General features: G+C 40.9%; 25 protein-coding genes and 1 tRNA gene. 8 read left to right on the top strand and 18 right to left on the bottom strand.

The features are described 5' to 3' along the window. Positions 1 to 40: 40 nt before the first annotated feature. The 6 genes from HRU80_10470 to HRU80_10495 form a co-directional block, all read right to left on the bottom strand. Entirely contained in the window at positions 41 to 745 is a 705-nt protein-coding gene (locus HRU80_10470; protein QOJ30516.1) for a glycosyltransferase family 2 protein, read from the bottom strand. Continuing rightward, positions 709 to 1500 carry a TIGR00159 family protein gene (locus HRU80_10475; protein QOJ29286.1) on the bottom strand — a complete coding sequence of 264 codons (792 nt, stop codon included), beginning with the start codon at positions 1498 to 1500 and terminating at the stop codon, positions 709 to 711. The genes HRU80_10470 and HRU80_10475 overlap by 37 nt, the downstream gene beginning before the upstream one ends. 1 nt (position 1501) lies before the next feature. Continuing rightward, positions 1502 to 2308, bottom strand: coding sequence for a dihydropteroate synthase (folP, locus tag HRU80_10480; GenBank protein ID QOJ29287.1), 807 nt, complete (start codon positions 2306 to 2308; stop codon positions 1502 to 1504). A gap of 71 nt (positions 2309 to 2379) precedes the next feature. After that, positions 2380 to 3546: an N-acetylglucosamine-6-phosphate deacetylase gene (gene nagA / locus HRU80_10485; protein ID QOJ29288.1), complete on the bottom strand. Its 1167-nt coding sequence runs from the start codon at positions 3544 to 3546 to the stop codon at positions 2380 to 2382. Beyond that, positions 3543 to 4211 (bottom strand): ribulose-phosphate 3-epimerase, encoded by a 669-nt coding sequence (rpe, locus tag HRU80_10490; GenBank protein ID QOJ30517.1) that lies wholly within the window; start codon positions 4209 to 4211, stop codon positions 3543 to 3545. Before rpe ends, nagA begins: the two co-directional genes overlap by 4 nt. A 7-nt stretch (positions 4212 to 4218) precedes the next feature. Further along, a complete protein-coding gene (locus HRU80_10495) occupies positions 4219 to 4971 on the bottom strand; it encodes a PASTA domain-containing protein (GenBank protein ID QOJ29289.1) in 753 nt (250 codons plus the stop codon). A gap of 173 nt (positions 4972 to 5144) precedes the next feature. Here HRU80_10495 and HRU80_10500 point away from each other — a divergent pair, with 173 nt between their 5' ends. The 5 genes from HRU80_10500 to HRU80_10520 all read left to right on the top strand — a co-directional run bounded on the left by HRU80_10500 (position 5145) and on the right by HRU80_10520 (position 8883). Then, complete coding sequence (locus tag HRU80_10500; protein ID QOJ29290.1) at positions 5145 to 6632, top strand: fibronectin/fibrinogen-binding protein; 1488 nt, start codon at positions 5145 to 5147, stop codon at positions 6630 to 6632. Next, on the top strand, positions 6632 to 7453 hold the full coding sequence (locus HRU80_10505; protein ID QOJ29291.1) for a glucosamine-6-phosphate deaminase: 822 nt from the start codon (positions 6632 to 6634) through the stop codon (positions 7451 to 7453). Before HRU80_10500 ends, HRU80_10505 begins: the two co-directional genes overlap by 1 nt. A 69-nt stretch (positions 7454 to 7522) precedes the next feature. Continuing rightward, positions 7523 to 7596, top strand: a tRNA-Arg gene (locus HRU80_10510). 132 nt (positions 7597 to 7728) lie between these two features. Continuing rightward, positions 7729 to 8160 carry a nucleoside deaminase gene (locus HRU80_10515; protein ID QOJ30518.1) on the top strand — a complete coding sequence of 144 codons (432 nt, stop codon included), beginning with the start codon at positions 7729 to 7731 and terminating at the stop codon, positions 8158 to 8160. Positions 8161 to 8220: 60 nt separating this feature from the next. After that, positions 8221 to 8883 carry an adenylate kinase gene (locus HRU80_10520; protein ID QOJ29292.1) on the top strand — a complete coding sequence of 221 codons (663 nt, stop codon included), beginning with the start codon at positions 8221 to 8223 and terminating at the stop codon, positions 8881 to 8883. Here HRU80_10520 and ftsE read toward each other — a convergent pair. Genes ftsE through alr form a run of 12 tightly spaced genes read right to left on the bottom strand, consistent with a single transcriptional unit; the run spans position 8870 to position 23339 of the window. Then, entirely contained in the window at positions 8870 to 9538 is a 669-nt protein-coding gene (gene ftsE, locus HRU80_10525; GenBank protein QOJ30519.1) for a cell division ATP-binding protein FtsE, read from the bottom strand. The genes HRU80_10520 and ftsE overlap by 14 nt on opposite strands. A 2-nt stretch (positions 9539 to 9540) precedes the next feature. Further along, on the bottom strand, positions 9541 to 10512 hold the full coding sequence (pdxA, locus tag HRU80_10530) for a 4-hydroxythreonine-4-phosphate dehydrogenase PdxA (protein QOJ29293.1): 972 nt from the start codon (positions 10510 to 10512) through the stop codon (positions 9541 to 9543). A 5-nt stretch (positions 10513 to 10517) separates the two neighbouring features. Further along, complete coding sequence (locus tag HRU80_10535; protein QOJ29294.1) at positions 10518 to 12806, bottom strand: peptidoglycan DD-metalloendopeptidase family protein; 2289 nt, start codon at positions 12804 to 12806, stop codon at positions 10518 to 10520. A gap of 2 nt (positions 12807 to 12808) precedes the next feature. After that, positions 12809 to 14056: a transcription termination factor Rho gene (gene rho, locus HRU80_10540; GenBank protein QOJ30520.1), complete on the bottom strand. Its 1248-nt coding sequence runs from the start codon at positions 14054 to 14056 to the stop codon at positions 12809 to 12811. Positions 14057 to 14104: 48 nt separating this feature from the next. Then, complete coding sequence (locus HRU80_10545) at positions 14105 to 15388, bottom strand: bifunctional folylpolyglutamate synthase/dihydrofolate synthase (protein QOJ29295.1); 1284 nt, start codon at positions 15386 to 15388, stop codon at positions 14105 to 14107. Then, the gene (locus tag HRU80_10550; protein QOJ29296.1) at positions 15385 to 16302 is read right to left on the bottom strand and encodes a dihydroorotate dehydrogenase; all 918 of its coding nucleotides are present in this window, start codon (positions 16300 to 16302) and stop codon (positions 15385 to 15387) included. Before HRU80_10550 ends, HRU80_10545 begins: the two co-directional genes overlap by 4 nt. Then, entirely contained in the window at positions 16299 to 17057 is a 759-nt protein-coding gene (locus HRU80_10555) for a dihydroorotate dehydrogenase electron transfer subunit (GenBank protein QOJ29297.1), read from the bottom strand. The genes HRU80_10550 and HRU80_10555 overlap by 4 nt, the downstream gene beginning before the upstream one ends. Positions 17058 to 17091: 34 nt before the next feature. Next, complete coding sequence (locus tag HRU80_10560) at positions 17092 to 19623, bottom strand: Ig-like domain-containing protein (GenBank protein ID QOJ29298.1); 2532 nt, start codon at positions 19621 to 19623, stop codon at positions 17092 to 17094. A gap of 17 nt (positions 19624 to 19640) precedes the next feature. Then, on the bottom strand, positions 19641 to 20279 hold the full coding sequence (locus tag HRU80_10565; protein QOJ29299.1) for an RpiB/LacA/LacB family sugar-phosphate isomerase: 639 nt from the start codon (positions 20277 to 20279) through the stop codon (positions 19641 to 19643). After that, the gene (locus tag HRU80_10570; protein ID QOJ29300.1) at positions 20279 to 21346 is read right to left on the bottom strand and encodes an NTP transferase domain-containing protein; all 1068 of its coding nucleotides are present in this window, start codon (positions 21344 to 21346) and stop codon (positions 20279 to 20281) included. Before HRU80_10570 ends, HRU80_10565 begins: the two co-directional genes overlap by 1 nt. 12 nt (positions 21347 to 21358) lie before the next feature. Continuing rightward, positions 21359 to 22234: a hypothetical protein gene (locus tag HRU80_10575; GenBank protein QOJ29301.1), complete on the bottom strand. Its 876-nt coding sequence runs from the start codon at positions 22232 to 22234 to the stop codon at positions 21359 to 21361. A 4-nt stretch (positions 22235 to 22238) separates the two neighbouring features. Next, positions 22239 to 23339, bottom strand: coding sequence for an alanine racemase (gene alr / locus HRU80_10580; protein ID QOJ29302.1), 1101 nt, complete (start codon positions 23337 to 23339; stop codon positions 22239 to 22241). Between the two features lie 185 nt (positions 23340 to 23524). Here alr and HRU80_10585 point away from each other — a divergent pair, with 185 nt between their 5' ends. Genes HRU80_10585 through HRU80_10595 form a run of 3 tightly spaced genes read left to right on the top strand, consistent with a single transcriptional unit; the run spans position 23525 to position 24986 of the window. After that, a complete protein-coding gene (locus HRU80_10585; protein QOJ30521.1) occupies positions 23525 to 23971 on the top strand; it encodes an NADH-quinone oxidoreductase subunit A in 447 nt (148 codons plus the stop codon). Next, positions 23971 to 24462 carry an NADH-quinone oxidoreductase subunit NuoB gene (nuoB, locus tag HRU80_10590; GenBank protein ID QOJ29303.1) on the top strand — a complete coding sequence of 164 codons (492 nt, stop codon included), beginning with the start codon at positions 23971 to 23973 and terminating at the stop codon, positions 24460 to 24462. The genes HRU80_10585 and nuoB overlap by 1 nt, the downstream gene beginning before the upstream one ends. Next, on the top strand, positions 24459 to 24986 hold the full coding sequence (locus HRU80_10595; protein ID QOJ29304.1) for an NADH-quinone oxidoreductase subunit C: 528 nt from the start codon (positions 24459 to 24461) through the stop codon (positions 24984 to 24986). The genes nuoB and HRU80_10595 overlap by 4 nt, the downstream gene beginning before the upstream one ends. Position 24987 lies beyond the last annotated feature (1 nt).

Consider the following 24987-nt stretch of genomic DNA (forward strand, 5'->3'; position numbering starts at 1 on the left):
ATGAAGTAATAAACTGCTCCATTCGGATGATACACAGGTGTTACTGTAGAATAACCCTTAAAAAGCCACGTATTGCCTGAATGTAGTTCATTTTACTTGGAAACTCAGTGTAAATCGTAGGAATTTCTACCTCAGATACTGTTAATCCTTTTCTCGAAGCATTGATTAGAATTTCAGTTTCTGCTTCATACCCTGGGGCTTCGGGTAAAATATCTATAATCCTGTTCAGGCGGTAACCTCTGAATCCTGACTGACTGTCATGAAGCCGGTATCCCGTCTTGATGTTCACTAAAAGAGAAGTGAGAAAATTGCTTAACCTTCTGTGGACAGGCATTTGGCTTCCTGTTTTCTTCCTCTTTCCGATGACAATATCTGAGTGTTTTAGCGCCTCAACAAAATCGGGAATCAATTCGGGCTGGTGCTGTAAATCTCCATCAAGAGTTACAACGATTTCTGAACCAAATTTGGCTGCTTCCCTGAAACCTTCATTGAGACTATACCCTTTTCCTCTGTTCACCTCTCTTGCTATGAGTGTAATCTTGCTTTCATTTGGAATTCTTTTTACTGTGTTATCAGTAGAGCCATCATTAATCACAATAATCTGATCGACCAAAGGAAGGGTTCTTTTGAGTAATTCACCGATTGTGTTTTCCTCATTATAACAAGGTATTATAGCAACTATTTTATCGGACAGAGTTACATACCAGGTTAATTTGAAGCAATTGGCTTCCCCTTGGTGCGATATACCGCAAGAAGTCGGTTTCTTAAGGCATCCCTTGAAAGCCCTCGGTAAAGTTTGCCATCATCAGCAACGGAAATACTCCCTGTTTCCTCGGAAACGATAACACTAATTACATCAGCGACTTCTGATATTCCAAGACCAGCCCGGTGCCTCATCCCCAGGGTTTCTCCGTTAACCAGTGTGATCGTAGAAAGAGGCAACGTAGCCCGTGCAGCTTCCACAATGTCATTTTTAATAATAACTGCGCCGTCATGAAGCGGTGAACGGGGATAAAATATTGAGCGGAGCAGGTTCTTTGTAACTTTTGCGTTCAATAGTTCACCTGTTTCGCTGAATCCCCTGATTCCGCTTGATTTATTCAGAACAATTAATGCCCCATGCTGGAACTGAGCCATCTCAAAAGCAGCATCAGTCACAATATCAGGTACCTCTGAGCTTTCAGATTTCAGACCAAATCGGAGGAACGGACTTTTAGCAACAAATACCAGCAATCGCCTGATTTCCGGCTGGAAAAGAATAATGAACGCAATGATCCAGATATCTGTAATAAACTTAAGAAGCCAGCTCAGCGCTTTAAGGTTTATTAACTGTGCTCCGAACGAAAGAAACAGAACCACCAGTAGTCCAAGAAAAATCTGAGCGGCTATTGTACCACGGAGCAGGGTATAAAGTTTATATATGATAAACGTTACAATTGCTATATCAATAAGATCAAGCAATGTAACATTAAGAAATCCTATTCTGAAAATATCAAACATTTTAATGCCCGAGATACCCGAATAGTTTTTTTATGTAATAGCCATTTCTGGTATTATGTGTACGTATGATAGAGGCTCCCTTAAACAGGAGCATACTTTCCAATAGTGCAGAAGGTATATCGCGTTCTGTTACTTCCAGATCGAAAAGTGACTTGAACAAAGACTTACGGGATATGCCGATAAGCAGCGGAAGATTAAAAGAGGTAAATCTATCTAAATTATTCAGAATCAACCTGTTATGCTCTGGAGTTTTACCAAATCCTATACCCGGATCTACGGCATAAACCTTAACATTTAACGAATCACAGATCGAAATCTTTGCTGCAAGATATTCAGATATTTCAGTTATCACATTCTGATAAACGGGATTATTCTGCATAGTAAGGGGTGTCCCTTTCATATGCATAATGATTATCGGAATACCTGTCTTACTCAGAGAATTTACCATTAATGGATCATAATCGCCACCGGAAATATCGTTTATAATATCTGCTCCGGCATCAATTGATCGAACCGCTATTTCTGATTTAACCGTATCAATTGAAATTTTTAGATTTGGATAATTCTTTTTGCAATATAAAATCGCAGGTTCTATCCGTCTCCACTCCTCATCAACCGGCACTTGCTGTGCTCCCGGTCTGGATGATTCTCCGCCGATATCAATAATATCAGTCTCGTCCGATGCTATTTCATCAATTCTGCTCTTTAGTGCATCAATATTCATAAACCTGCCGCCATCGCTGAAAGAATCAGGCGTACAGTTGAGTATACCCATTATTTCAATTTTACGATTATTCGGCTTGTTCATGTCAAATTTCTGATGGAATCAGACTGCTGAAATATTAGTTAAACTCTTTCAATAAAAGTTCTTATGATAATCTAATTAGAATTTTTCTGATGACGTATCTCACCATTGAGAACTGTCATAACAACATCATAATGGTCATTAAGCACGGTAATATCTGCTGCTTTTCCTACTGCAAGAATACCTTTCTTATTCTCTATGTTTAAGACTTTTGCCCCATTCAGTGAAGCCATTCTAATTGCATCGGTTATGCGTGCTCCGGCAGTTTCCATCAGATGTTTAATAGCAAGATTAAGTGTGAGTGTGCTCCCTGCAAGTGTTCCATCTGCAAGATACGCTTTCTTATCTTTCATAAACACTTTCTGATCTGCAAACTCATACTCTCCTTCATGCATACCGCCTGCTCTGATGGAATCAGTTATCAGGATGATTCCATTTGCTCCTTTTAGTTTTAGCAGTAATTCCATAACCGCCGGATGAACATGAAGCGTATCGGCAATAAGTTCGATCTTTAGTTCATTACGCAGCAGTGCCCCAAGCACAACACCAGGAGTTCGATGATGGAATGGTTTCATTGCATTAAAAATATGCGTAACATGAGCTGCCCCGTTATCAATAGCAAGTTCTATCTGTTCGTACGAAGCGGTTGAATGGCCAATAGAAAGAACAACTCCTTTTTTTGCTGCAGCTCTCATAACCTCAAGTGCACCAGGTAATTCAGGTGCAATGGTCATAATCTTTATATTACCCTCAGAAGCCTCCCACATTGCTTCCCAGGATTCAACACTTGGCTTCCATAAGTACCCTTCGTTCATTGCTCCTTTGAGCTCCGGATTCAGATATGGTCCTTCCATGTGTATCCCATATACATTGGAATTAGGATTTTCTCTTATAAACTGAGCTACTCTTCTGAGATCGCCCAATAATTGTTCCGTGGGCTTGGCGTAGAGGGATGCAAGTAATGTTGTTGAGCCATGTCTGAGGAAATATTCAGAAGCATTTTTAATACTTTCAAGTGACTGGTCAGCAAATCCGTAACCGCCGCCGCCATGGACAAGGAGATCAACAAAACCTGGAGCCACGGTATATCCGCTCACATCAATTACCCGGCTGTTGGCAGGGATATCAACATCAGCAACTTTACCAAGTTCTGCAATCTGACCATCTTCTATAATGATAGTTCCGTTTTTTACTATTCTGAAAGGCGTTATTATTCTTCCGCCAACTAATGCTATGCTCATTTTATGGTATTTCCTTCATAATTCAATAATTTTTTCAATCTCATGGTTGCAGCAGTCGGATTATCATCACTAAAAATAGATGACCCGGCAACAAATATATCGCATCCGGCTGACTGAAGCTCCTTTATATTGCTCTCCCCTATCCCTCCGTCCATCTCAATTTTAAATGTTAGTCCATGTTTTTCACGAAACGCTGCAAGCCATTCAGTCTTCCTGAGCGTGTAATCAATAAATTTCTGTCCACCGAACCCCGGATTAACTGACATTACAAGAACTAGATCAATTTTCTCCAGTAAATATTCAATAGCAGAAATGTGTGTGGATGGATTGAGGGAAAGACCTGCCTTTACACCAGATTCTTTTATTCGTTGGACTGTCCTGTCAGCATGGACTGATGCCTCGATATGAAAGGTAAGGAACTCTGGTTTAAGCCTAAGGAAAGATTCAAGATGCTCCTCTGGCTGAACGATCATCAAATGGACATCCATCGGTATTTTTGTGCATCGTTGAGCAGCACTGATAATCATGGGTCCAAAACTGATGTTGGGTACGAATCTTCCATCCATGACATCACAATGGATGAGATCAGCTCCGCCTAATTCAACATGACGAATGGACTTTGCAAGATTTGAAAAATCTGCAGATAATAGAGATGGAGCTATCATATTTCCATTAATCCTGTCCGGTTTCATCACGCAATTGTGATTCTTTTGTTACGAATAATTCAACAGCGTCACCCGGATTAAGTTTAGTGCCTGCGGCAGGATACTGATCAATTATGGTATTCGGTGCCAATTGAAACGATGGCTGGAAATTGATTTTACCAACCTTTAAGTTTATTTGTCTTAGAATGGCTTCTGCTTCAGAAAGGAGCTTTCCTGCCAAAATCGGAACCTCAATACTGCCAGGCAACTCCCCTTTACTTACTGAAATGCCAACTTTGGTACCCTCTTTTAAGAAAGTCCCGGCCGGATACTGTTGTGAGAGAATTTTATCCTTATTTTCAACGATCTCGACTATTTCTATTGATCCAAGTTCCAGGTTCATTCTTTCAAGAGCTAGTTTTGCCTCATTTATAGTTTTACCCAGTAAATCAGGCACCAATACTCTCTGGGCTCCTCCGCTCACAACCAGATGAACCCTTCTTCCGTCCTTAACCTGCTCACCCTGCTTCGGACGTTGATTTAGAACCAAACCTGCCTCCTTTCTGGGCTGAGCCATAGTATCACTTACAATGGGAGTAAGTCCGGCTTCAGTCAGAATCTGTTTAGCTTTTTCTATCTGGAGGCCCTCAACTTTAGGGACCGTTCTGATTTCAGAACTCACATACCAGGGGAAAAAGAAAAAGTTCAGGATGAGGAGAATAATACCGAAAGTCCCCAAAAAGTAGAGAAGTTTTAACAAAAACTGACTATTAATCTTCATTTTCATCATAGTAATATATAAATTGAAGCCTTGTTAAACAAAGATACCGGATACGCCGGGGCCTAATGATCACAAATTATTTTTTCCTGCTCAGGCTCGCAATGGAACTGCAGGAAAAATTACAGAATACTGCTCTGATAGACTGCTTTTCTCAGGAAAAGGATTCCTTAATAATGAGTTATAGTTCAAATTCAGGAGAAATTCATCTTGAGTTTTCAACTCATTTCCCTGGTACCTTCCTGCTGTTCAGAGATCATTTTTCGAGAGCCAGGAAAAATACCGTTAGTTTTCAGACCATCCCTTCCGGTACGGCTTTCCGGGGAATTCGCATGCACCATTCTGACCGGATACTGGTTCTGGATTTCGAAGATAATTATGCAATAACTCTCTTTATAAGGGGAGCTAAAACCAACGCCATATTTGTAACCGGTACCGAAGCAATCCCCTTCCGCAAATCTGATGAGAAAATTGTTTCTGAATTAAAGCGCTTGTTACAGAACCCTCAAAAACAGGAAGAATTTTCAGATTTAGATCAGATTTCCTTTATTGACCAACTTACGCCCGATGACCCCCGGCTTGGCAAAGAAATAAAAAACGAGCTTTCAGTAAGAATCAATGAGTCGGGAGACCCCGAATCGGAGTTGAGAAAAATCATCTCCGGTATACTTCATGGCGGATTTCGCTTAGCTAATACTCCTTCAGGATATTCTATTGTCCCTGAGGCGTTCCTCTCTGCAAACCCGGAGGATCCGCTTTTTGAAACTGCTGTTGATGCAGTTTCAGGGCTGGTAAAAAGAAGATTTGCTGAGGCAAGATTTCATCAGAAAAAGAACCAACTTATAAAGGAATATACCCGTCAGATTAAATCACTGGGTAAAATTGCTGATGATTTGTCGAATAGGTTAAAACTGGGAGACCGCTCTGCTCTTTATGAGAAATATGCTCAGGTTCTGCTGATGACCCCTGACAAAAAAGAAAAGGGTCTTAAGGAGGTTTTTCTGCGCGATTACATGAACCAGGGGGAATTACTCAAAATACCTCTTGATGATAAGCTGGATATCAATCAGAACACGAAAAGATATTTCGAAAAGGCAAAAGAAGAGAAGACCAGTTATGCTGAAGGTATTTTAAGACTGCCGGAAATAAAGGCCAAAATCAGTAAATTTACAACTGACTTAAAATTAATTGAGCAGTGTAAAAGTTTGAAAGAATTATCCCCGTTTGAGAAGAATGAAGCGGAAAACAAAAAATCCAAAACCGCGGATGATACAGTCAAATTTCGTGCTTTTCATATTGAACCTCACTACATTGTTTATGTAGGTAAAGACAGCCGCCAGAATGATGAACTGACCCTGCACTTCGCCAAACCGAATGATATTTGGATGCATGCCCGTGGTTGTCCCGGTTCACATACCGTTCTGAGAGATACTTCCGGCAGAAATATCTTCGGAAAAGATGTAATCAAGGCAGCAGCTTCAATAGCAGCATATTTCAGTAAAGCGAGAAACGCCAAATATGTTCCTGTCGCCTATACTGAAAAAAAGAATGTTGTAAAAAGAAAAGGAATGGAAGCGGGAAAGGTTCAGATGATGCGGGAATCAATTGTAATGGCCGAACCTGCTCTCCCTAAAAATGAAATTCAAAATAAAGGAGATCAGTAATGAGATTAATTATTCAGCAGGATTACGAAAAAGTATCCAATTGGGCAGCACATTATGTCGCAATGAGGATAAAGGAATTTAACCCCAGCAAATCAAGAAGATTCGTCCTGGGCCTGCCAACAGGGTCCTCTCCCCTGGGGATGTACAAGCGTCTCATTGAACTAAATAAAGCTGGTGTGGTCTCATTCAAATATGTGACTACTTTCAATATGGATGAATATGTGGGTCTTTCAGAATCTCACCCGCAGAGCTACCACTATTTTATGTTCAGCAATTTTTTCGATCATATTGACATAGACCGCAGTTTTATTAACATTCTTAACGGAAATGCCTCTGATCTGAATGCCGAATGCAGAAATTATGAAAGCAAAATCAAGGATGCCGGCGGGATAAACCTTTTTATTGGAGGAATTGGAGCAGACGGGCATATTGCGTTTAATGAACCAGGGTCATCCCTCGGTTCAGTTACCCGGGTAAAGACGCTCACCAAGGATACCATCATCGCGAATTCCCGCTTTTTTGATAATGACGTTCAGCAGGTTCCCAAAACTGCCTTAACCGTGGGTGTTAAAACCGTACTTGATTCTGAAGAGGTTATGGTTCTAATAAGCGGTCATTCTAAAGCCCGTGCACTGGCAAAAGTGGTCGAAGAAGGTGTGAATCATATGTGGACCGTAAGTGCATTGCAGCTTCACCCGAAAAGTATCATAATCTGTGATGACGCTTCAACAGCTGAACTTAAGGTGGGTACGGTGAACTATTTTAAAGATATTGAGTCCCAAAATCTTGTTCCTGAGACTCTGTTAACCGAACTACATTAAAATCTGACCAGATTTATGTAAAATCGTTGTAAAAAAGGCATAAATTACTTATTTTTGCAGGCTACAATTGCACCCGTAGCTTAATTGGATAGAGCATCTGACTACGGATCAGAAGGTTCGGGGTTCGACTCCCTGCGGGTGTACTCAGCAGCCCCTTATAAGAATAAAAGCATTATAAGGGGCTTTTTCTTTTATGAACCGGATGCCTCCAGAGGCATCCTCAGTTGGAAAGGCAGATATCTTCCTTGCTTTTTGAGGAAGTTCATTACAAATACATGTTCAGAGCTCTTCAGGAAGCGGAAAAAGCCGCGGAGGCTGGTGATGTCCCCGTTGGAGCTATCATCGTAAAATCCGGGAGGATCATCGGGACGGGCTATAATCAGATGAAATCTTTATCAGACGCGACGGCACATGCTGAGATGATCGCAATTACTGCCGCGGCCTCCTCGGTGCAATCCCAATTCCTTGAGGATTGTACCCTTTATATTACCCTTGAACCCTGTGTAATGTGTACCGGCGCTATTCTTCTTTCCCGGATACCTGTAGTTTATTTTGCAGCTTTTGATCCGAAGTTTGGAGCAATGGGCTCTTTGTATAATATAGCTGCTGAAGGAAAAATGAACTTCATTCCCGAGATATTCTCAGGCATATATGAGAGAGAATCTTCAGAAATGCTTAAAAACTTCTTTTCGCAGAGGAGAAACTGAAAAATATGATGGGAATCTATCAATGAAACATTTAATTTTGTTTTTGAAAATGGAGCTTTCATGCGAATAATCTTATTTGGTTCCCCTGGTGTCGGTAAGGGAACGCAGGCGAAAATTCTGAGCAATCAGCTCTCAATTCCTCATATTTCAACCGGCGATATCCTGAGAGAGGCAGTAAAAAATAAAACCTCACTGGGGATGAAAGCAAAAGAAATCATGGATGCCGGTGAACTGGTTCCTGATGAGGTAATGGTTGGGATAATTAAAGACCGCCTTACTGATTCTGATTGCCATAAAGGGTTTATTCTTGATGGATTCCCAAGGACCATCAAACAGGCAGAAGCTCTTAACAAATTATTCATTGAACTCCATATTACAGACTTTTTCCTCATTTCGCTAGAGGTTAATGAGGAAGAAATTATCCGCCGTTTAACCAACAGACGTGCATGCAAAGTCTGCAGCAACATTTTTAATTATAACGATATCGAAGGCAGAGAGACTTGTCCCACCTGTGGAGCAGAAAATAGCTTTTATCACAGGAAAGATGACAGAGAAGATGTTATACGGAAGCGTCTTGAAGTATTCCAGTCCACAACAAAGCCCGTGCTTGAATATTTCGCTGATAAGCAGAATGTCATTAGGATAGATGCACTTGAAACGATTGATAATGTTACAACGACCATCGTTACAAGATTGAATTCTCTGAATTCTAACTTACGGTAGTACTTTCAGAAATTCCTTTTTCGGTTAGTTTTAATACCCTGCCCCTGAAGTTTTTGAATAACTCATAATTATGAGTTGCAAAAATTACGGCTGTTCCCATTGCGTTGATCCTTTTAAACAACTCAAGTATTTCAGCTGAGGTTTCAGGATCCAGATTACCGGTCGGCTCATCTGCTATAATGAGTTTGGGATCATTAATTATCGCTCTGGCAATAGCTACCCTCTGCTGTTCACCCCCGGATAGTTCGTCCGGCATGCTTAGCCGTCTGTGGGAGAGACCTACTAGTTTTAGAACAGAATTAACTTTCTGCTTTATCTCCTTTGATGACTTCCCTGTTACTTCTGGAATGAAAGATATATTATCCTGTACGCTGCGATCTTTGAGCAATTCAAATGATTGAAAGACGATTCCTATTTTACGCCTCAGAAAAGGCAGATCAGACGTGCGAAAGCCGGCAGTATTATATTCCGCGAATTGAATAAATCCTTCGGTTGGAAACTCTCTGAAATAGATTAACTTCAGTAACGTACTTTTCCCTATTCCGCTTTTCCCCGTGAGTACAAGGAATTCCCCTTCCTGAAGCTCAAAATTCAAATCATTAAGAATCACTCTGTCAGGCGGATAGACAAACGAAACATTATGAAACTGCAGCAAAATCATTTTTTCCCCAGAAGTTTAAGCGCCCATCTTACGGCTGAGATCATTGAAGAGGGATCTGCGATTCCCTTTCCGGCGATGGAAAATGCTGTACCATGATCCGGTGAAGTTCTTATATACGGAAGTCCGGCTGTAAAATTAACACCTTCCGAAAATGCGAAGAATTTAAAGGGAATCAGAAGCTGATCGTGATACGGTGAAAGTACCAGATCAAACTGCTCATACGTTCTGTTTCCAAAAAAACCATCAGCCGGAAAAGGTCCTTCGATATTAGGGTATTTATTTACAAAAGGTATCATAATATCCTGTTCCTCATGTCCGATATTGCCATTTTCACCGGCATGCGGATTCAAACCTAACAGCGCGATCCTGGGATTGTTCTTTCCAAGTTTATCATGCAAAACCTCATTCAACAGGATATACTTATTCTCCAGAAGTTCAGGTGTTATCATATCAGGTACAAATGAAAGCGGCTCATGAATGGTAAGAAGCGCTCCAATCATTTTGGAAGAGAGAAACATCATTGAGAAATTCTGAATACCGGAAAGAAAAGCAAGAAGCTCAGTATGTCCTGGAAAATCGGAACCTGCCGATTTTATCGCTTCCTTCGAAATGGGTGCCGTCACTAATACAGATCTGGATATATCTGAACAGACTATATCGTGGGCTTTATAGATTGCTTCTAAAGCAACACGGCCGGTGTCCGGAGAATGAATACCAGGCTTAACCGGTGCTGATTGGATAGAATTGATAATGATGGTTTCATGAAGATTAAGAGACGGATCATAAGAATCAGTAACATAAAATTTTGCTGATTCAGTATATCTCTTAATTTCGGGTATAAAAACATCAGCAGGACCGGTTATGATAACCTGATGTTTTTTCGTCAGATTTTCTTTCTGAATAGTTCTGGCGATAATTTCAGGCCCGATACCTGCGATATCTCCGCATGAAAAGACAATTTTATCCATTCAGTCTATTTGAGATAAAGCAGTTTTACTGTCCGGGTACCTGAAAGAGTTTCAAATCTTGCAACATAAGTTCCGCTCACCAGATTTCCCGGTTCAGTGCTGAAATCAAGATTTACTTCATGAAAGCCCTCACTGAATATCCGGTCTGCAGCAGTATAGACCATCTCGCCCAGAACATTATAGAGGGATATTTTTACTTTCCCGGCAGAAGGATTAAAAAACATTAACTTTGTTGATGGATTAAATGGATTCGGATAATTCTGATAAACCTCAAAAACTTTTTTAGCTATCGGTTCATCAAATTCTTCAACCGGAGTTGCGGGATAGAAAAAGTTTAACAGATCAGCCATGAATTGGGTACGCAATGATTTCGAGCCAATGGATTCAAAAGGAAATCCCAGGTAAATCAGTTTTGCCTGCTGAGCGGACTGACCAAATGTACCCCGGAAATAGATTCCTGCCGGCTTTGTTACATTATACTTTATAAACTCAATTGCTCCCGGTTCACCCATAATAACATCGGGTGCATCCTCAATATATGGTGACCCCTGTGAGGTAAGTCCGAACGGAATTAATGCACTGCTGAACATACCCGTAGAATCAGAAACAATGGCATAATTGAGATTTGCATCACCATCTATATACTGAATCTTCAGATAGTCTTTCATAAAATTAATAAGAGAACTATCCTGAGCGCCATACTGATACAGATTTTGCGCAATTTCTGAACCTGAGAGAAAGAGGTTTCCTCCCCCCTCAAGAAATGACTTCAAAGCATTCATTTCTGTGGAATCAAAAAAAGCTGCTGACGGATATTCATCACCGCTCAACCAGAAGACCGTCTGATAACCGGATAAGTTAATTTCCCCGTTCCGTATTTGAGAGTGATGTGCAGTTTCAAAAGTAAAATTACCTGATTCCGCAAAACGGATTATAAAATCATGATATGCCAGATTATAACTTCCTCCGCTTAAGAATCTGTTAAACCCGTCAACTATGAGAATCTTCCTACCGTCATTTATTGTACGAATACCATAGACATCTGACTGTATTGAAAGATTGGCAGGATTAGCAGTATCAACTGCATATATTTTTAAATACAGTGGATTAGGCAGCCCGTATGAATATGTACGGTTATTTACCATAGCAGTCAGTGTATTTTCCGACTCACGAATCTGGAAAGTATTTCCATCATTACTGTAGTGTATTCTGAATCCACGCAAATCACCATCTCCCGGCGGTGTCCATGTCATGGTAAAATAAACAGTGGAATCTTTTAAGATTGACTTTAACAGCGGCTGGGCCGGAGGTGTAAGGTCTGCCGGTGCTGTGGTTACCGGAATAAAAACAGTATCGCCATTACCTCTGCTGTCATAAGTGAAAACCATGACTTTATAATTGCCATACGGAAATGCATCTGCGTCAAAAAAGCTATTGCCAACTATCTGGCTGGAGGCGACTGAAGAAGCGCCGCTTCCGTTTGTCACAATATACACATGTTTACTGGTATTGGATTCAGGACGATAATAATTCACATTAACATACTGATCTCTCGGAATGTTGTAATACTTGAATCTGAGTCCGTTATCCGGAGGAGTAAATATTACAGTCTGGCCGTCTTCCGAAAGAATTTTATACCCGATTTCATAAGTGCCATTATTAAAAGTTGCGCTGGTTGTACCGTTTGTTTCTTCAACATGGGCTATTATATCAACCTTTCCTCCCAGATTACCTGCCGGAAGCTGTAGATCACTGTTATCACGGAAAAATTTAACATAGCGGATATATGGCTTCCAGGGATCATTATACGGTACTAAACCCCCGTCAGGTCTCAGGGAATTTATCTGAGCTGCTGTTTGAGTTGTCCCGAACCGGTATTCAATAAGATGAACATGATCTATGGCAATAGTAGAAATTTGCTGACCGGCGGAAATTGCCTGTCCGACACTTAGACCCGCAACAGGACGTGTATGATAATATGTAAGCATTTTCGTCTGACCATTAATCGTAGAATTAATTCTTACATACGAATCGTATCCTGTATTGCCATCATCAAAAGCGGCACCAACAACTCCTCCAAGTACAGCATATACCGGAGTTCCAGCACCGCCGGAGATATCCGTCCCGTTATGATAATGACCTTCTGCGCTGGTGCTTCTGTATTCACCAAAAGAGCCGCCGACCTGCTTTTGTACATTGCCGGGATTTGTGGGCCAGGGATACTTTGTGGTATCCTGGCCTGATAAGGTAAGCTGAATACAGAGAACTATGAGTGCCGGGAGTAATAGTTTCATGATCAGCTATTCATATTAGCAAGGAACTCTTTATTATTTCTTGTGCCCTTCATGCGGTCAAGGAGAAACTCCATCGCTTCAATGGAACTGAGTTCGCTGAGGATTTTACGAAGAATCCATACTTTCTGAAGATCTTCTTCAGACATGAGCAGTTCTTCTTTTCTGGTGCCTGATTTGTTAACATCAATTGCCGGAAAGATTCTTCTGTCGGAAAGATCTCTGTCAAGTACCAGTTCCATATTACCGGTTCCTTTGAATTCTTCAAAGATAACATCATCCATTCTGCTACCAGTTTCAATAAGAGCCGTAGCAATAATGGTAAGACTTCCTCCGTCTTCGGTATTTCTTGCAGCACCAAAAAATCTTTTTGGTTTCTGAAGTGCATTTGAATCCACACCGCCCGAGAGAATTCTGCCTGAATGAGGCATTACTACGTTATTAGCACGTGCAAGTCTGGTGATGGAATCAAGAAGAATAATCACATCTTCATTTGATTCTACCATTCTTTTTGCTTTTTCAATAACCATGTCAGCAACCTGGACGTGACGGTCAGCAGGCTCGTCGAATGTAGAACTTATTACTTCGGCTTTAACACTGCGTTCCATATCCGTAACTTCTTCCGGGCGCTCGTCAATCAGGAGTATGATAAGTTTTGCTTCAGGATGATTTCTGGTAATGGAGTTTGCAATTTTCTGCAGAAGAATGGTCTTTCCGCTTTTAGGAGGAGCTACGATGAGACCTCTCTGCCCTTTACCAATCGGCGCGAGAAGATCCATTACGCGCATGGAATATTCACCGGGTACGGTTTCGAGAGTCAGTTTGTTTGTGGGATATACAGGGATGAGGTTGTCAAAAAGTGTTCTTTCTCTTACTTCGGAAGGATCTTTTCCGTTTACCGCTTCAACGCGGAGAAGGGCAAAGAACCGTTCTCCTTCCTTCGGAGGACGTACCTGACCGCTGACAAAGTCACCGGTACGAAGCATGAATTTTTTAATCTGTGAAGGAGATACATATATATCATCAGGTGAAGGAAGGTAATTGTAGTCCTTTGAACGGAGAAAGCCGTATCCATCGCCAAGAACTTCAAGTACTCCCCTCGAAAAAGTTAAGCCGTCTTTTGATGTCTGGGCTTCCAGTATTTTGAGAATTAATTCCTGTTTTCTTAAGTCACTGTAGCCGGTTATGCTTAAATCTTTTGATATCTGATAGAGTTCGACGATCTTTTTAGATTGCAGTTCTGCAATATCCATTGGCATTTTGTTTACCTTTTCCTCTTTCGGTTGTTGGTTAAGTTAATGTTAAATAAAAATCTGTTTTTGGTTCTTTAAATACGATTTAAACGCGCCGAGTAAGTACATACTGCCGGTCACTGCAAAAGCATCATCTGGCCTGGCGCTGCTGAAAATGTTCCTGAAAAAATCTTCCGGTGATGAGAGTTCGGTTACGGTAAAACCCTTTGCATGTGCAATTTCCTTCATCTGGCTCATCTTCATTCCCCTTTCGAATTCCAATTCATGAAGAATCAGGTGGCTGCTCACCGTACGCAACTCTGAAAGCATTTCGTCTGCATTCTTATCTGATAATGATGTGAAAACAATGGAAAGATTTAATTTATTAGTTAATTGTGATTTTATCTGGTTTACAAATGCGGTTATACCGGCGGGATTATGGGCAGAATCCAGTATCAGAAGGGGTGAATTTGAAAGCACTTCAAATCTGCCTTCCAAACCCGTATTTTTAATTACATTTTGTATTCCACGTTTAAAGACTGACAAATCCTGAAGATTTAAAACCTTCCGGATGCTTAAAATGGCTAAAGCTGAATTAATAAACTGATGTTGACCCTTAACGGGGGGAACAATACCTGACAAAATTAAACTGTCGCTGTAAAAATCATACTTTTCCGGATAAATTGCAACATTTCTTTTAATTTCAAATATTTCTGTTTTTTTCTCCGTGGCTATCCGTTTTAGCTCAGAGAGACCCTCATCCGGAATATCACCCAAAAATAAAGGAATTCCTGTCTTGATAATCCCCCCCTTTTCTCTGGCAATCTCAGTGAGAGAATTACCCAGAATAGAGGTATGTTCAAGTGAGATCGAAGTAATGATTGAAGCCAGAGGGGTTAATAAATTGGTTGAATCGAGTCTTCCCCCAAGGCCGGTCTCAATCGCGGCAATTTCGACTCCCCTATCCCTGAAATAGCAAAAACCGAGAACAGTTGTTACCTCAAAAAAAGTGAGCCCGGTTTTATGGATATAGTCCTTATGTTTTACCCAGAAGTCCTTAATATAGGAATCCTCGATTTCAACACCATTAACCTTTATCCTCTCATTAAATCTGACAAAATGGGGGGAGGTATAAAGTCCTGTTTTGAATCCCGCCTCCATAAGGATACTGGCCAGGAAGGAGGTTGTACTCCCTTTCCCGACCGAACCAGCAATATGGAAAGATTTGAATGCATTTTGGGGATTACCCGTCCGATCAAGAAACTCTCTGGTCGGGTCCAGAGAAAGCTTAATTCCACGGTTTCGAAGGTTAAATAACTCTTCCGGATTGAATCCGGAATCTTCTGAGGTCAAAGAGTAAAACTGCCGGTTAATTGTGAAATGGAATCAATTTTTTGAAGGTTGCAAAAGTCTGTCAGGCCGCTTAAGAAATTAACCCCTGAATCCGGATTAATAAAGTTGATCGTACCAAGCTGGACCGCTGCAGCGCCGGCAATCATGAATTCAACCACATCCTGCCAGACAGAAATTCCCCCCAGCCCAATAACTGGGATATCAACATTTCTTCTGATTTCTAATACTTTGGCGAGCGCAACCGGTTTGATTGCCGGTCCGGAAAGCCCTCCCGTGATGTTTCTGATTTTTGGTTTGCGGCTGTAAATGTCAAATGAGGTTCCTACAAGGGTGTTTATAGCTGAAACTGCATCCGCTCCCTCTTCTTTTGCTATTCTGGCAAAATCTGAGATTCTTGCTACATTAGGCGAAAGTTTTATCGTCAAAAACTTCTTCGTAGCTCCTCTAGTCAAATTTGTAATCTTTGATACCATTGCAGGATTATTGCCAAATTCCAGACCGCCGTCTTTTACATTCGGACAGGAAACATTTATCTCAAATCCATCAATTCGCTCCTCAGAATCCAGAATTCTGACGCACTCAAGATATTCCTCCGGAGTGGAAGCAGCAATATTACAGATAAGAGCAGTGTCATAATCCTTAAAGAAACCAATCTTAGACCGTAAAAATTCATCAACCCCTACATTTGCCAGTCCAATTGCATTCAGCATACCTGAAGGTGTTTCAACTATTCTCTGGGGTGGATTGCCTTTTCTTGGTTTTAATGAAAGCGATTTTGTAACCACTCCCCCTATTTTATTAAGATCAGTAAACTCTGCTATTTCCTGGCCGTAACCCACAGTACCTGAAGCCAGTAAAATCGGATTTTTCAGAGTAAGATTCCTCAGTTTAACAGAAAGATCAACCATGCTCATATCGTTATATCTTTCAGATTAAAAACCGGGCCATCCTTGCAGATAAGTTTATAAACATCGGGACTTTCGGCGTGCTCAATAGGACATCCCTGACAAATGCCAAAGCCGCAGGCCATTGCACTTTCAACTGATGCTTCTGCGATGATTGATTTTTCTGCTATATACTGTTTAAGTGCCCTGATCATTCCATTAGGCCCGCAGGTAAAGATTCTCAGCTTCCTGCCGCTGAATGAGCTGCTTAAACTATCAAAAAGCTGAATGACATTTCCTTTAAATCCTGAGGAACCGTCTTCGGTTGCCGTATAAACATTTGAGAGACCATAGGTCAATATATCGCCGGAGGATCTGCCGCCAACGAGTGCTGTTACCTGTTTATTATTCAGTTTTTTTTGCAGATAAGGAAATGGTGCTGCTCCGAGACCGCCGGCAATAAAAACTGCATCAGTCTCAGGGAACTGCAAACTGAATCCATTACCGAGAGGACCGAGGACGTCAATATAATCCCCTTCTTTTTTCTCAGAGAGAATTCTTGTCCCCTCACCTGCTACATTGAACATTATGGCAACACTCTGACCGTTCACATCACAAACACTGAAGGGCCTGCGAAGAAGCGGAAAAAAACTTTCATTGACCTTTATATTCAAAAACTGACCTGGCTTAATACTACCAGAAATCCTTGAAGCATCGAACCAGAGCAGGAAGACACCGTTTCCTATTTTCTCATTTTTATCTACACGGGCAAGAAATTGTATCACGTTTATGATTTAATCTGATTTATTTTGATATCAATTATTTAATAATCGTCATCTTCTTATATGCTGTAAATCTATCCGTTTTCAGACGGTAAAAATAAATACCCGAGGACAATCCATGGTCTGATATGCTGAAGCGCAATGAATAATTTCCTTTATCATAGTATACATTATCGGCGAGGGTTGCAACTTTTTTCCCAAGTATATCATATACTGATAATTCAACAACAGTATTTTCAGAGAGTGAGAATCTGATTATGGTTTCCGGATTAAACGGATTAGGGAAATTCTGATGAAGAATATATTCTGCCGGTACACTGCTCAAAGAATGTTCTTCAGCATCCGTCAGGGCAGGATTACGGCGAATTGCATTATCAACGTAAACGGCTCCTGAAGTTGCGCCGGTTGGACTTTGCTTTATTACAATGCTGTGAAAAAGTTTATCACCGGAACCGGTTATTGATGAAACCGGGACCTCGACCCACTTCCATCCCGTCCAGTTCAGTGTATCTGCTTTAACAATCACGTTTGATGAAGCATTATAGTAAAACCAGTATTCTAGGTAATTATAACTCAGGTCACCGTATATCCATAACCCGAATGTTTCAGCGCTGTTTGAACCAATAGATGGTTTGTCTGCATTAAACGTCCTGCAGACTCCGCCCGCTCCGGTAAATACATAATTTATCTTACCGCTGGCTGAACCTGCATATTTTTCTTCATTTGAAATGGTAAAGGTTGTAGCATTCGGATCAGTTCCAATAGTGCTGCCGCTGAAATTAGGATCTTTCCAGTTCTTAATGAGTTCAAAGTTGTCAATAAGAGTACCCGCTACATAAATACTGTCAGCTGTTCTGAACTGGACGTTTTGAGAAGTACCGAGAGATGTACCAAGAATGTTTTTTATTTCTGAACTGACCTGTATCGAATAATCCGAAGAAAACTTTAAAGAAGACTGAGGAGAGAAAGTCACTGTCCCTCTTCCGTCAACTTCAGAATAAACGACATTCTTTATTTGGACAGGTTCACCCGAGAAATTGAACAGCCCGATATTTCCCGTAATACTTGATGTTAGAAGCGGTGTGTCAAACTCAACTTTAAGTTTTACCGTATTGCTTATCCCCTGCTGATTTACAGCGGGATAGGTATTCAGTACATTTAATGGTGCTGTGCTTCGGGTTACAAAACTGAACTCAATACCGCTCAGGAGTTTCCTGTTGTTGTAATTTACTGCTGAGGTATCAAAGCTCACTTGGTATAATTGTCCAAGCTGATAAAGTCCTGTCGGCTTAAATACCAACGTACGGCCGCTATTCTCCCAGGAAAATACGCCGCTAACCTGGGGAGTAATACTAAATGCAGACTGAGCGGCAGATTTTTTCATCCTTTGAGAAAATGTAATCTTTATACTCTGGTTGGCCCAGATACTGTCACCTGTTACTGAAGGAGAATAACCGGTAATCACAGGTGATGTCGTGTCTTTTGAGACCAATTGCATGTAAAATGGCCAGTCCCAGTAAATACCCGGATCGGTGTGCGTATTGCATGTGGGGTCAATACCAGGATAATTCGACTGCATCCAGATTCGCCAGGCGTTATTTTGCCACTGATTGTGGCCGATGATTCTGTTAAAATTAAACGGTATATTATATCTGACTGAAAAATGATTAAAAAGATTGGCTGAAGCAATATACATTTCATCCGTGTACCAGGCCGGGTTATCAACAAAACCCTCATGCTCAACGCCCAGACTATAGCCGTTCCAGCAGACTACATGCCATGCCCGGTTCTGTTCTCGTACAAGTTGTACAATATAACCGTCGGAACTTCTGATAATATAGTGCGTACTGGCATTTGCAGCTGGATTCTTTAACCATGAAACTGATCCCGCGAATCCTCCCTGGGTGGTGTGCACAACTGAGAACTGATGCGATATATTTCCGTTTGTATAATTAGGACTCGGATCCCAGACTGCAGGACCATAATCTTCCGACTCTATATAAACCGGATCAATTCCCGGTTTAACATATTCAGGGAAAATCCCGAGATCAATTTCCTGATTCACAGGAATTGATAAATTTTCTGATATGTACCCTTCTTTCATTACACGGAAGATTTCGTAAGAATACAGAGGTTTAACGGCATCCTGCTTTATTCCTGAATATGATTCAATAACTTCTTTCCAGTTATGAATATTATTCCTGTTAATTCTCCGTTCTGCAGCGTAAAAATCCAGAAGTGCCGCTGCAGCCAGTATATTTAACCTTTCATCAGAAGTAATCTGATCCGGAGTGAATCCCGTAATCTCCGATGCTTTATCAACAGACTTTCCAAACCAGTGATCATTTCGAAGTCCCATAATTCCATAAACATGGGGTATCCCAATACATGATTGATGGCTTTCTTCATCATTAATAATGTGCACTCCTCTTGTTTCTGAAAACGCAACTGCTTTCAGAATGTTTACGGGAATCTGATATCGCTGAGAAGCCTCGTCAAAATATGCTTCAAATTGCTGCGCTGAAAGAATGAAGACCATGGAAATGGAGAGTAATAGAACTTTATACATCCGGACCTGTCTGGAAATTATTTAAAATTATTTTTTTCGATTTCAGATACGATATCAAGCCGCTTCTGGTGTCGCTCTCCCCCAAACGATGTTGACAACCAGGTATCAACAATTGATGTAAGGGAATTTTCCCCCAGCGCTTTTGCTCCAAGGCATAAAACATTCGCATTGTTATGTTCCCGCGAACTCTTTGCGGTAAATTCATTATACCCTGTAGCCGCTCTGATACCCTTAAATTTATTACAGACCATTGCCGAAGCATTACCGGTAGCATCAGTAAGGATTGCAAAATGAGATTCTCTATTGAGAATTTTCATGCATGCCCTTTTTGCTAGCTCAGGAAAATCAGCTGGTTTGGCATCATAGCTGCCAACATCAACCAGTTTATAACCTTTTTTATAAAGATAATCCAGTAAAAAGGATTTATAAGCGAATCCATTGTGATCATTACCCAGTGCGATAATGGTCTGTGCAGGAGATAATATTTCAGCATCAGATTTTTTCTGTAGTGAGACTTCAGATGATATACTTATCCCTAATTCCTTTATTTTATCCTTTGCCGCGGGAGTAATCAAAGAATTTTTTGGAATAATTATTGAATTTTGTCCCTTCTTAAAGAGGTTCAAAATATCATTTTCTGTAATCAGTTTCTTCATCAGACTAAATCGTCTAGTTTTTGATCTTTAAGAAATTCAACAACCTTTTTTACATCCTGAGCTTTATCCCTTCTGCAGATCAGGAGACTGTCCTTTGTGTTAATGACCAGAAGATTTTCAGCGCCGATTATTGCGGTAAATTTGTCAGGAGAATAGACAAAAGTATCAAGTGTGGAATCGGAATATACAGTGCCTTCGAACACATTTCCGTTGCCGTTCTTTTCAGAGAGCTGATACACTTCTTCCCAGCTTCCTACATCGCTCCAGATGAAATTTGATTTTATGAGACTGACTTTATCGGATTTTTCCATCACTCCGTAATCAATAGAGATTCCTCGAATACTGTTGTAAATTCTCTCAACTGATGATTCAAACCCCGGATTTGAAGATGGCAGGAGAAGATCATTAAAATCCTTATAGAGATCAGGAAGATGTCTCTGCAATTCCTGAAGAATGACCCCTGTTTTCCAAATGAACATTCCGCTGTTCCAGTAAAAATCACCTGATTCTAAAAACCTTACCGCTGTTGCGTAATTTGGTTTTTCGGCAAAAGTTTTAACAGGATGAATTCTGCTGCTTATTTCTTTTCCCTCTATCTGAATATATCCATATCCGGTCTCAGGACGGGTCGGTGCAATACCGATGGTGAGGAGATTATCAGAAGCATAAGCATATTCAGCAGCTTTTTTGAGTGTATCCCTGAAATTATCTTCTTCTTTAATCAGGTGATCAGCTGGCAGTACCAGACAGACTGAATCTTTATCCCGTTCATAGATTACTCTTGAGGCCAGTAAAATACAGGGAGCCGTATTTCTGCCGACAGGCTCCGCAATTACATTCTCAGGATTTATTCCCTGAAGCTGGTTAAGGATTTCTTCTTTATGAAATTTGTTTGTAATGATAAACGTATTTTCAGGTTCTACAAGGCCCCTTAACCTGCTAACGGTATTTTGTATTAATGAATTTTCACCGAAAATATTAATTAGTTGCTTTGGTTTTCTTTCACGGCTTCTGGGCCAGAATCGTGAACCAACACCGCCGGCCATTATAACAGCATAAATTTTCATTACTACCTTGTTTTATTTGCGTAAAATTTTCTTTCCAAACTCTTCTGCGCGGTCTATATACATTTTTATGTCAACTCCTTTTCCCCTTACAAGAGCAACAATAACAATCAGACACGCCCTTATGGATTCAATGGTATCTTTTGTCGGTTTTAATTCCCCGTCCCGTATCATTGGCAGAGCTTTTGCAATAATCAGGTGCATTTTAGCAACAATTTCAGTTCCGAATTTCATTGCTATCTGCGAATTCCAAAGTATTAATTTGGAATAATGCGTTAAATCATCCGCGTTATATTCCCCGCTAAGCAGTGCTTTAAGAATCTCATCAAGTCCCCTTATCGGGTGTAATATTCTGGATTCATACTGCTGATAAGTCATATCAGAATCGTGGTCAGGATCATCAGGAATTTCAGTATCCTGATTTTCCGGCTCAGGTTCTTCTGTGTTCTGGTGTAATGACTCTGTTGTTACTCTGCTCCCCTTCGGGGCTGAAAAATCTATTATGGCTGATACCTGACCGGGGTTCATGACAGCGCTTCCGGAAAAGAACAATACTTTTTCCATTGCTTTCTGGAATCTTACTCCTGTCAGTATATCAAGAAACGGTGTCAGATCTTTTAAAAGAAGATCTGAATGTTCCTCAAATTTCTTTGATATAGTCCGGAACTCAATCTTTGTGGTATTCAGATACACATAAATATCGTTAAGCCGGATTGCCAGTTTGGCAAACTCCGTTACCTTTTTCATATTTCTGAATAATACTTCAGGGGATTCTGACTTATATATCTGCTCTTTCAGAAGTGTTATCACTTCCAGTTTGCTGCTGTCCAGTCTTAGTTTGTTGGAGCAGTCGGTAAGAACCTGAATCAGATAGTCTTTAATGAAATCCATTATCTCAGATATATACCCTTGGAACCCGTGCTGATATTCCGCAGGTTATTTCATATGAAATTGTATGGGCAATTTTTGCCCAGGTATCAGCAGTTGTTCCTGTTTCACCAAAAAGGATTACTTTAGCATTTTTGTCAATGGGATCATTTCCGCAGTCAATCATAATCCGGTCCATGGTTATAGTTCCTGTCTGCCGGTACTCTTTTTCACCGATACGCACCGAAATTTTTCCAGACAGAATACGCGGAATACCATCCGCATAGCCGGCTGGTATGGACGCTATCTGCGTTTTTTCAGTTACGATATACTTCCTTCCGTAAGAAACTGATTCACCTTGCTTAAAATATCGAATCGTCTCGACTTCAGAAACCAGAGACATCACAGGTTTTAACGGAATACGTTGATTGCAAAACTCAGACGGATAGTAGCCATAAAGTGATATTCCGGCCCGCACAAAATCCGCACCTTGCTGATCAAGATTGTGAATTCCGCCGCTGTTTGAAAAATGTGTAAATCCGACGGGCAATCCCTGATTCTGTAAGTCCCTTGTCAAAGATAAATATCTTTCAACCTGAAGCCGTGCAAATGATAAATCCTGCTCATCCGAAGTCGCCAGATGGGTATAAACTGAGTGAATTCCGGAATTTTTGCCGTTAACCAGAGTGCGGAGCGCCTCAGCCACTTCCTCAATTGTAAATCCCAGTCTGCCCATTCCCGTATCCACTTTTACGGCCGGGTGCAGATTACCCCGTTTTTCCTCTGAAATAGCTGAAAACACACGTAAGCCGTCAGCATCCGCTATAGTAGGCGTAAGTCTGTATTCAAGATGTTCTGTTATATTACCCCCTGAAAGATTTTCAAATACCAAAATCGGAGTTTCAATTCCCGCTTTCCTTAAGGTTATGGCCTCCTCGGTCATCGCGACGGCAAAAATTTCAGGCGGAAAATCGGTTTTTAATAAAGAAAATGCCACTTCCGCAGCCCCATGGCCATAACCGTTTGCTTTAACCACAGGAATAACTCTCGAAGGAAAACTGTGTTTCCTAATGTTGAGATAATTTTCTCTGAGATTAGAAAGGTTAATGACTGCTTTAGTGGGACGCATGGAAAATAATTATGGTAATTTTGAACAGAAATATATCCGAATAATAGCAGGATTACAAAGAAAATGCCTAAGTTTTGAGGCGAATGAGTGTTGGCATGAGATTTGCACGATACAAATGGTTTTATCAAAATTATTGAAAAATTCGACACTAAATTGACTTTTGAATACTCTAATCCGGAAAGTTTATCATGACTGAATTCGGTAAAATCCTGGCTTTCATGATTCTGGCTATAGTTTTTGTTATAGTTGGAATTTTTACAGCCTACCTCATAAGACCCCATCGCCCTACCGACGAAAAATTATTAACATACGAATGCGGAGAAAATGCTCAGGGCTCCCCCTGGGTCAGGTTTAATTTCCGTTTTTATATAGTAGCCCTGATATTCCTGATATTTGACGTGGAAATTGTGCTGCTTGTACCATGGGTGATAATTTACCAGGAATACGGAATCATTGGATTTGTAACTGGATTTGCCTTTATTTTCCTCCTTGTAGCAGGTATGGTTTATGAGTGGAGAAAGGGCGATCTGGAATGGGACCGGCCGGAAAGTGAGAAATTCATGTCAAATACGTTTAAGTTACCGCAGGTTACCCTGCCAGCCAAAAAAGTAAAAGAAGAGGTTACAAATTAATGGGACTTCTCGATCAGAAATTCGAAAACGAAAATATAGTAATAACCAATCTTGAGGATCTCCTCAATTGGTCCCGCCTGTCATCACTTTGGCAGGTTGGATTTGGTCTTGCCTGCTGCGCAATCGAAATGATGGCTACTTCAGCTTCTCATTACGATTTTGACCGTTTTGGGGTAATCCCCCGCCCATCCCCCCGTCAGTCAGACATCATTATTATCTCGGGTACCGTTACCCTTAAAATGGCTACGAGAGTAAAAAGACTGTACGAACAGATACCTGATCCAAAATATGTAATATCAATGGGAAGCTGCGCCAATTGCGGAGGACCGTATTGGGAGCACGGCTATCATGTGCTTAAAGGGGTGGACAGAATTATACCTGTTGATGTTTATGTCCCCGGATGTCCTCCAAGACCGGAAGCACTCCTGGAAGGACTTCTGAAACTTCAGGATAAAATCCGTAATGAATCTCTTGTTAGGAATGCATCATGACGCAGGAAGAAATTAAAACTTACATCACAGAACATTATCCAGCGCTTAGCGGACTCGATTTTGATAAATCTGCGTCAGATAAAGCTCTTGAAGTACCGGCAGATAAACTGATTGACCTTATGTCAGTTCTTTATGGTGATTCAGAGTTAAAAATGGATAATTTAATCCTCCTTTCAGCTGTTGATGATTTCAATGGTACAAAATCCACACTGGAAGACGGGAGCACGGTTATGACCGGTGGTACCCTTTCGGTGTATTATCACCTTGAATCACTAAGTCTTCGTCATAAATTTAACGTTGTGGTTCACGTTCCCCGGGAGACTCCGGATGTCCCTTCCGTAACTTTTATCTGGCAGGGAGCAAACTTCCACGAACGCGAAGGATATGATATGATTGGGATCAATTTCACAAACCATCCAAATCTTATCCGGATTCTAATGCCTTATGACTGGGAAGCAGGATATCCGCTCAGAAAAGATTACAAAAATCCTGAATTTTATCAGGGAATGAAGGTCCCCTACTGAT

This window comes from Ignavibacteriales bacterium (assembly GCA_015709675.1).
Classification (GTDB): domain Bacteria; phylum Bacteroidota; class Ignavibacteria; order Ignavibacteriales; family Ignavibacteriaceae; genus H2-BAC3.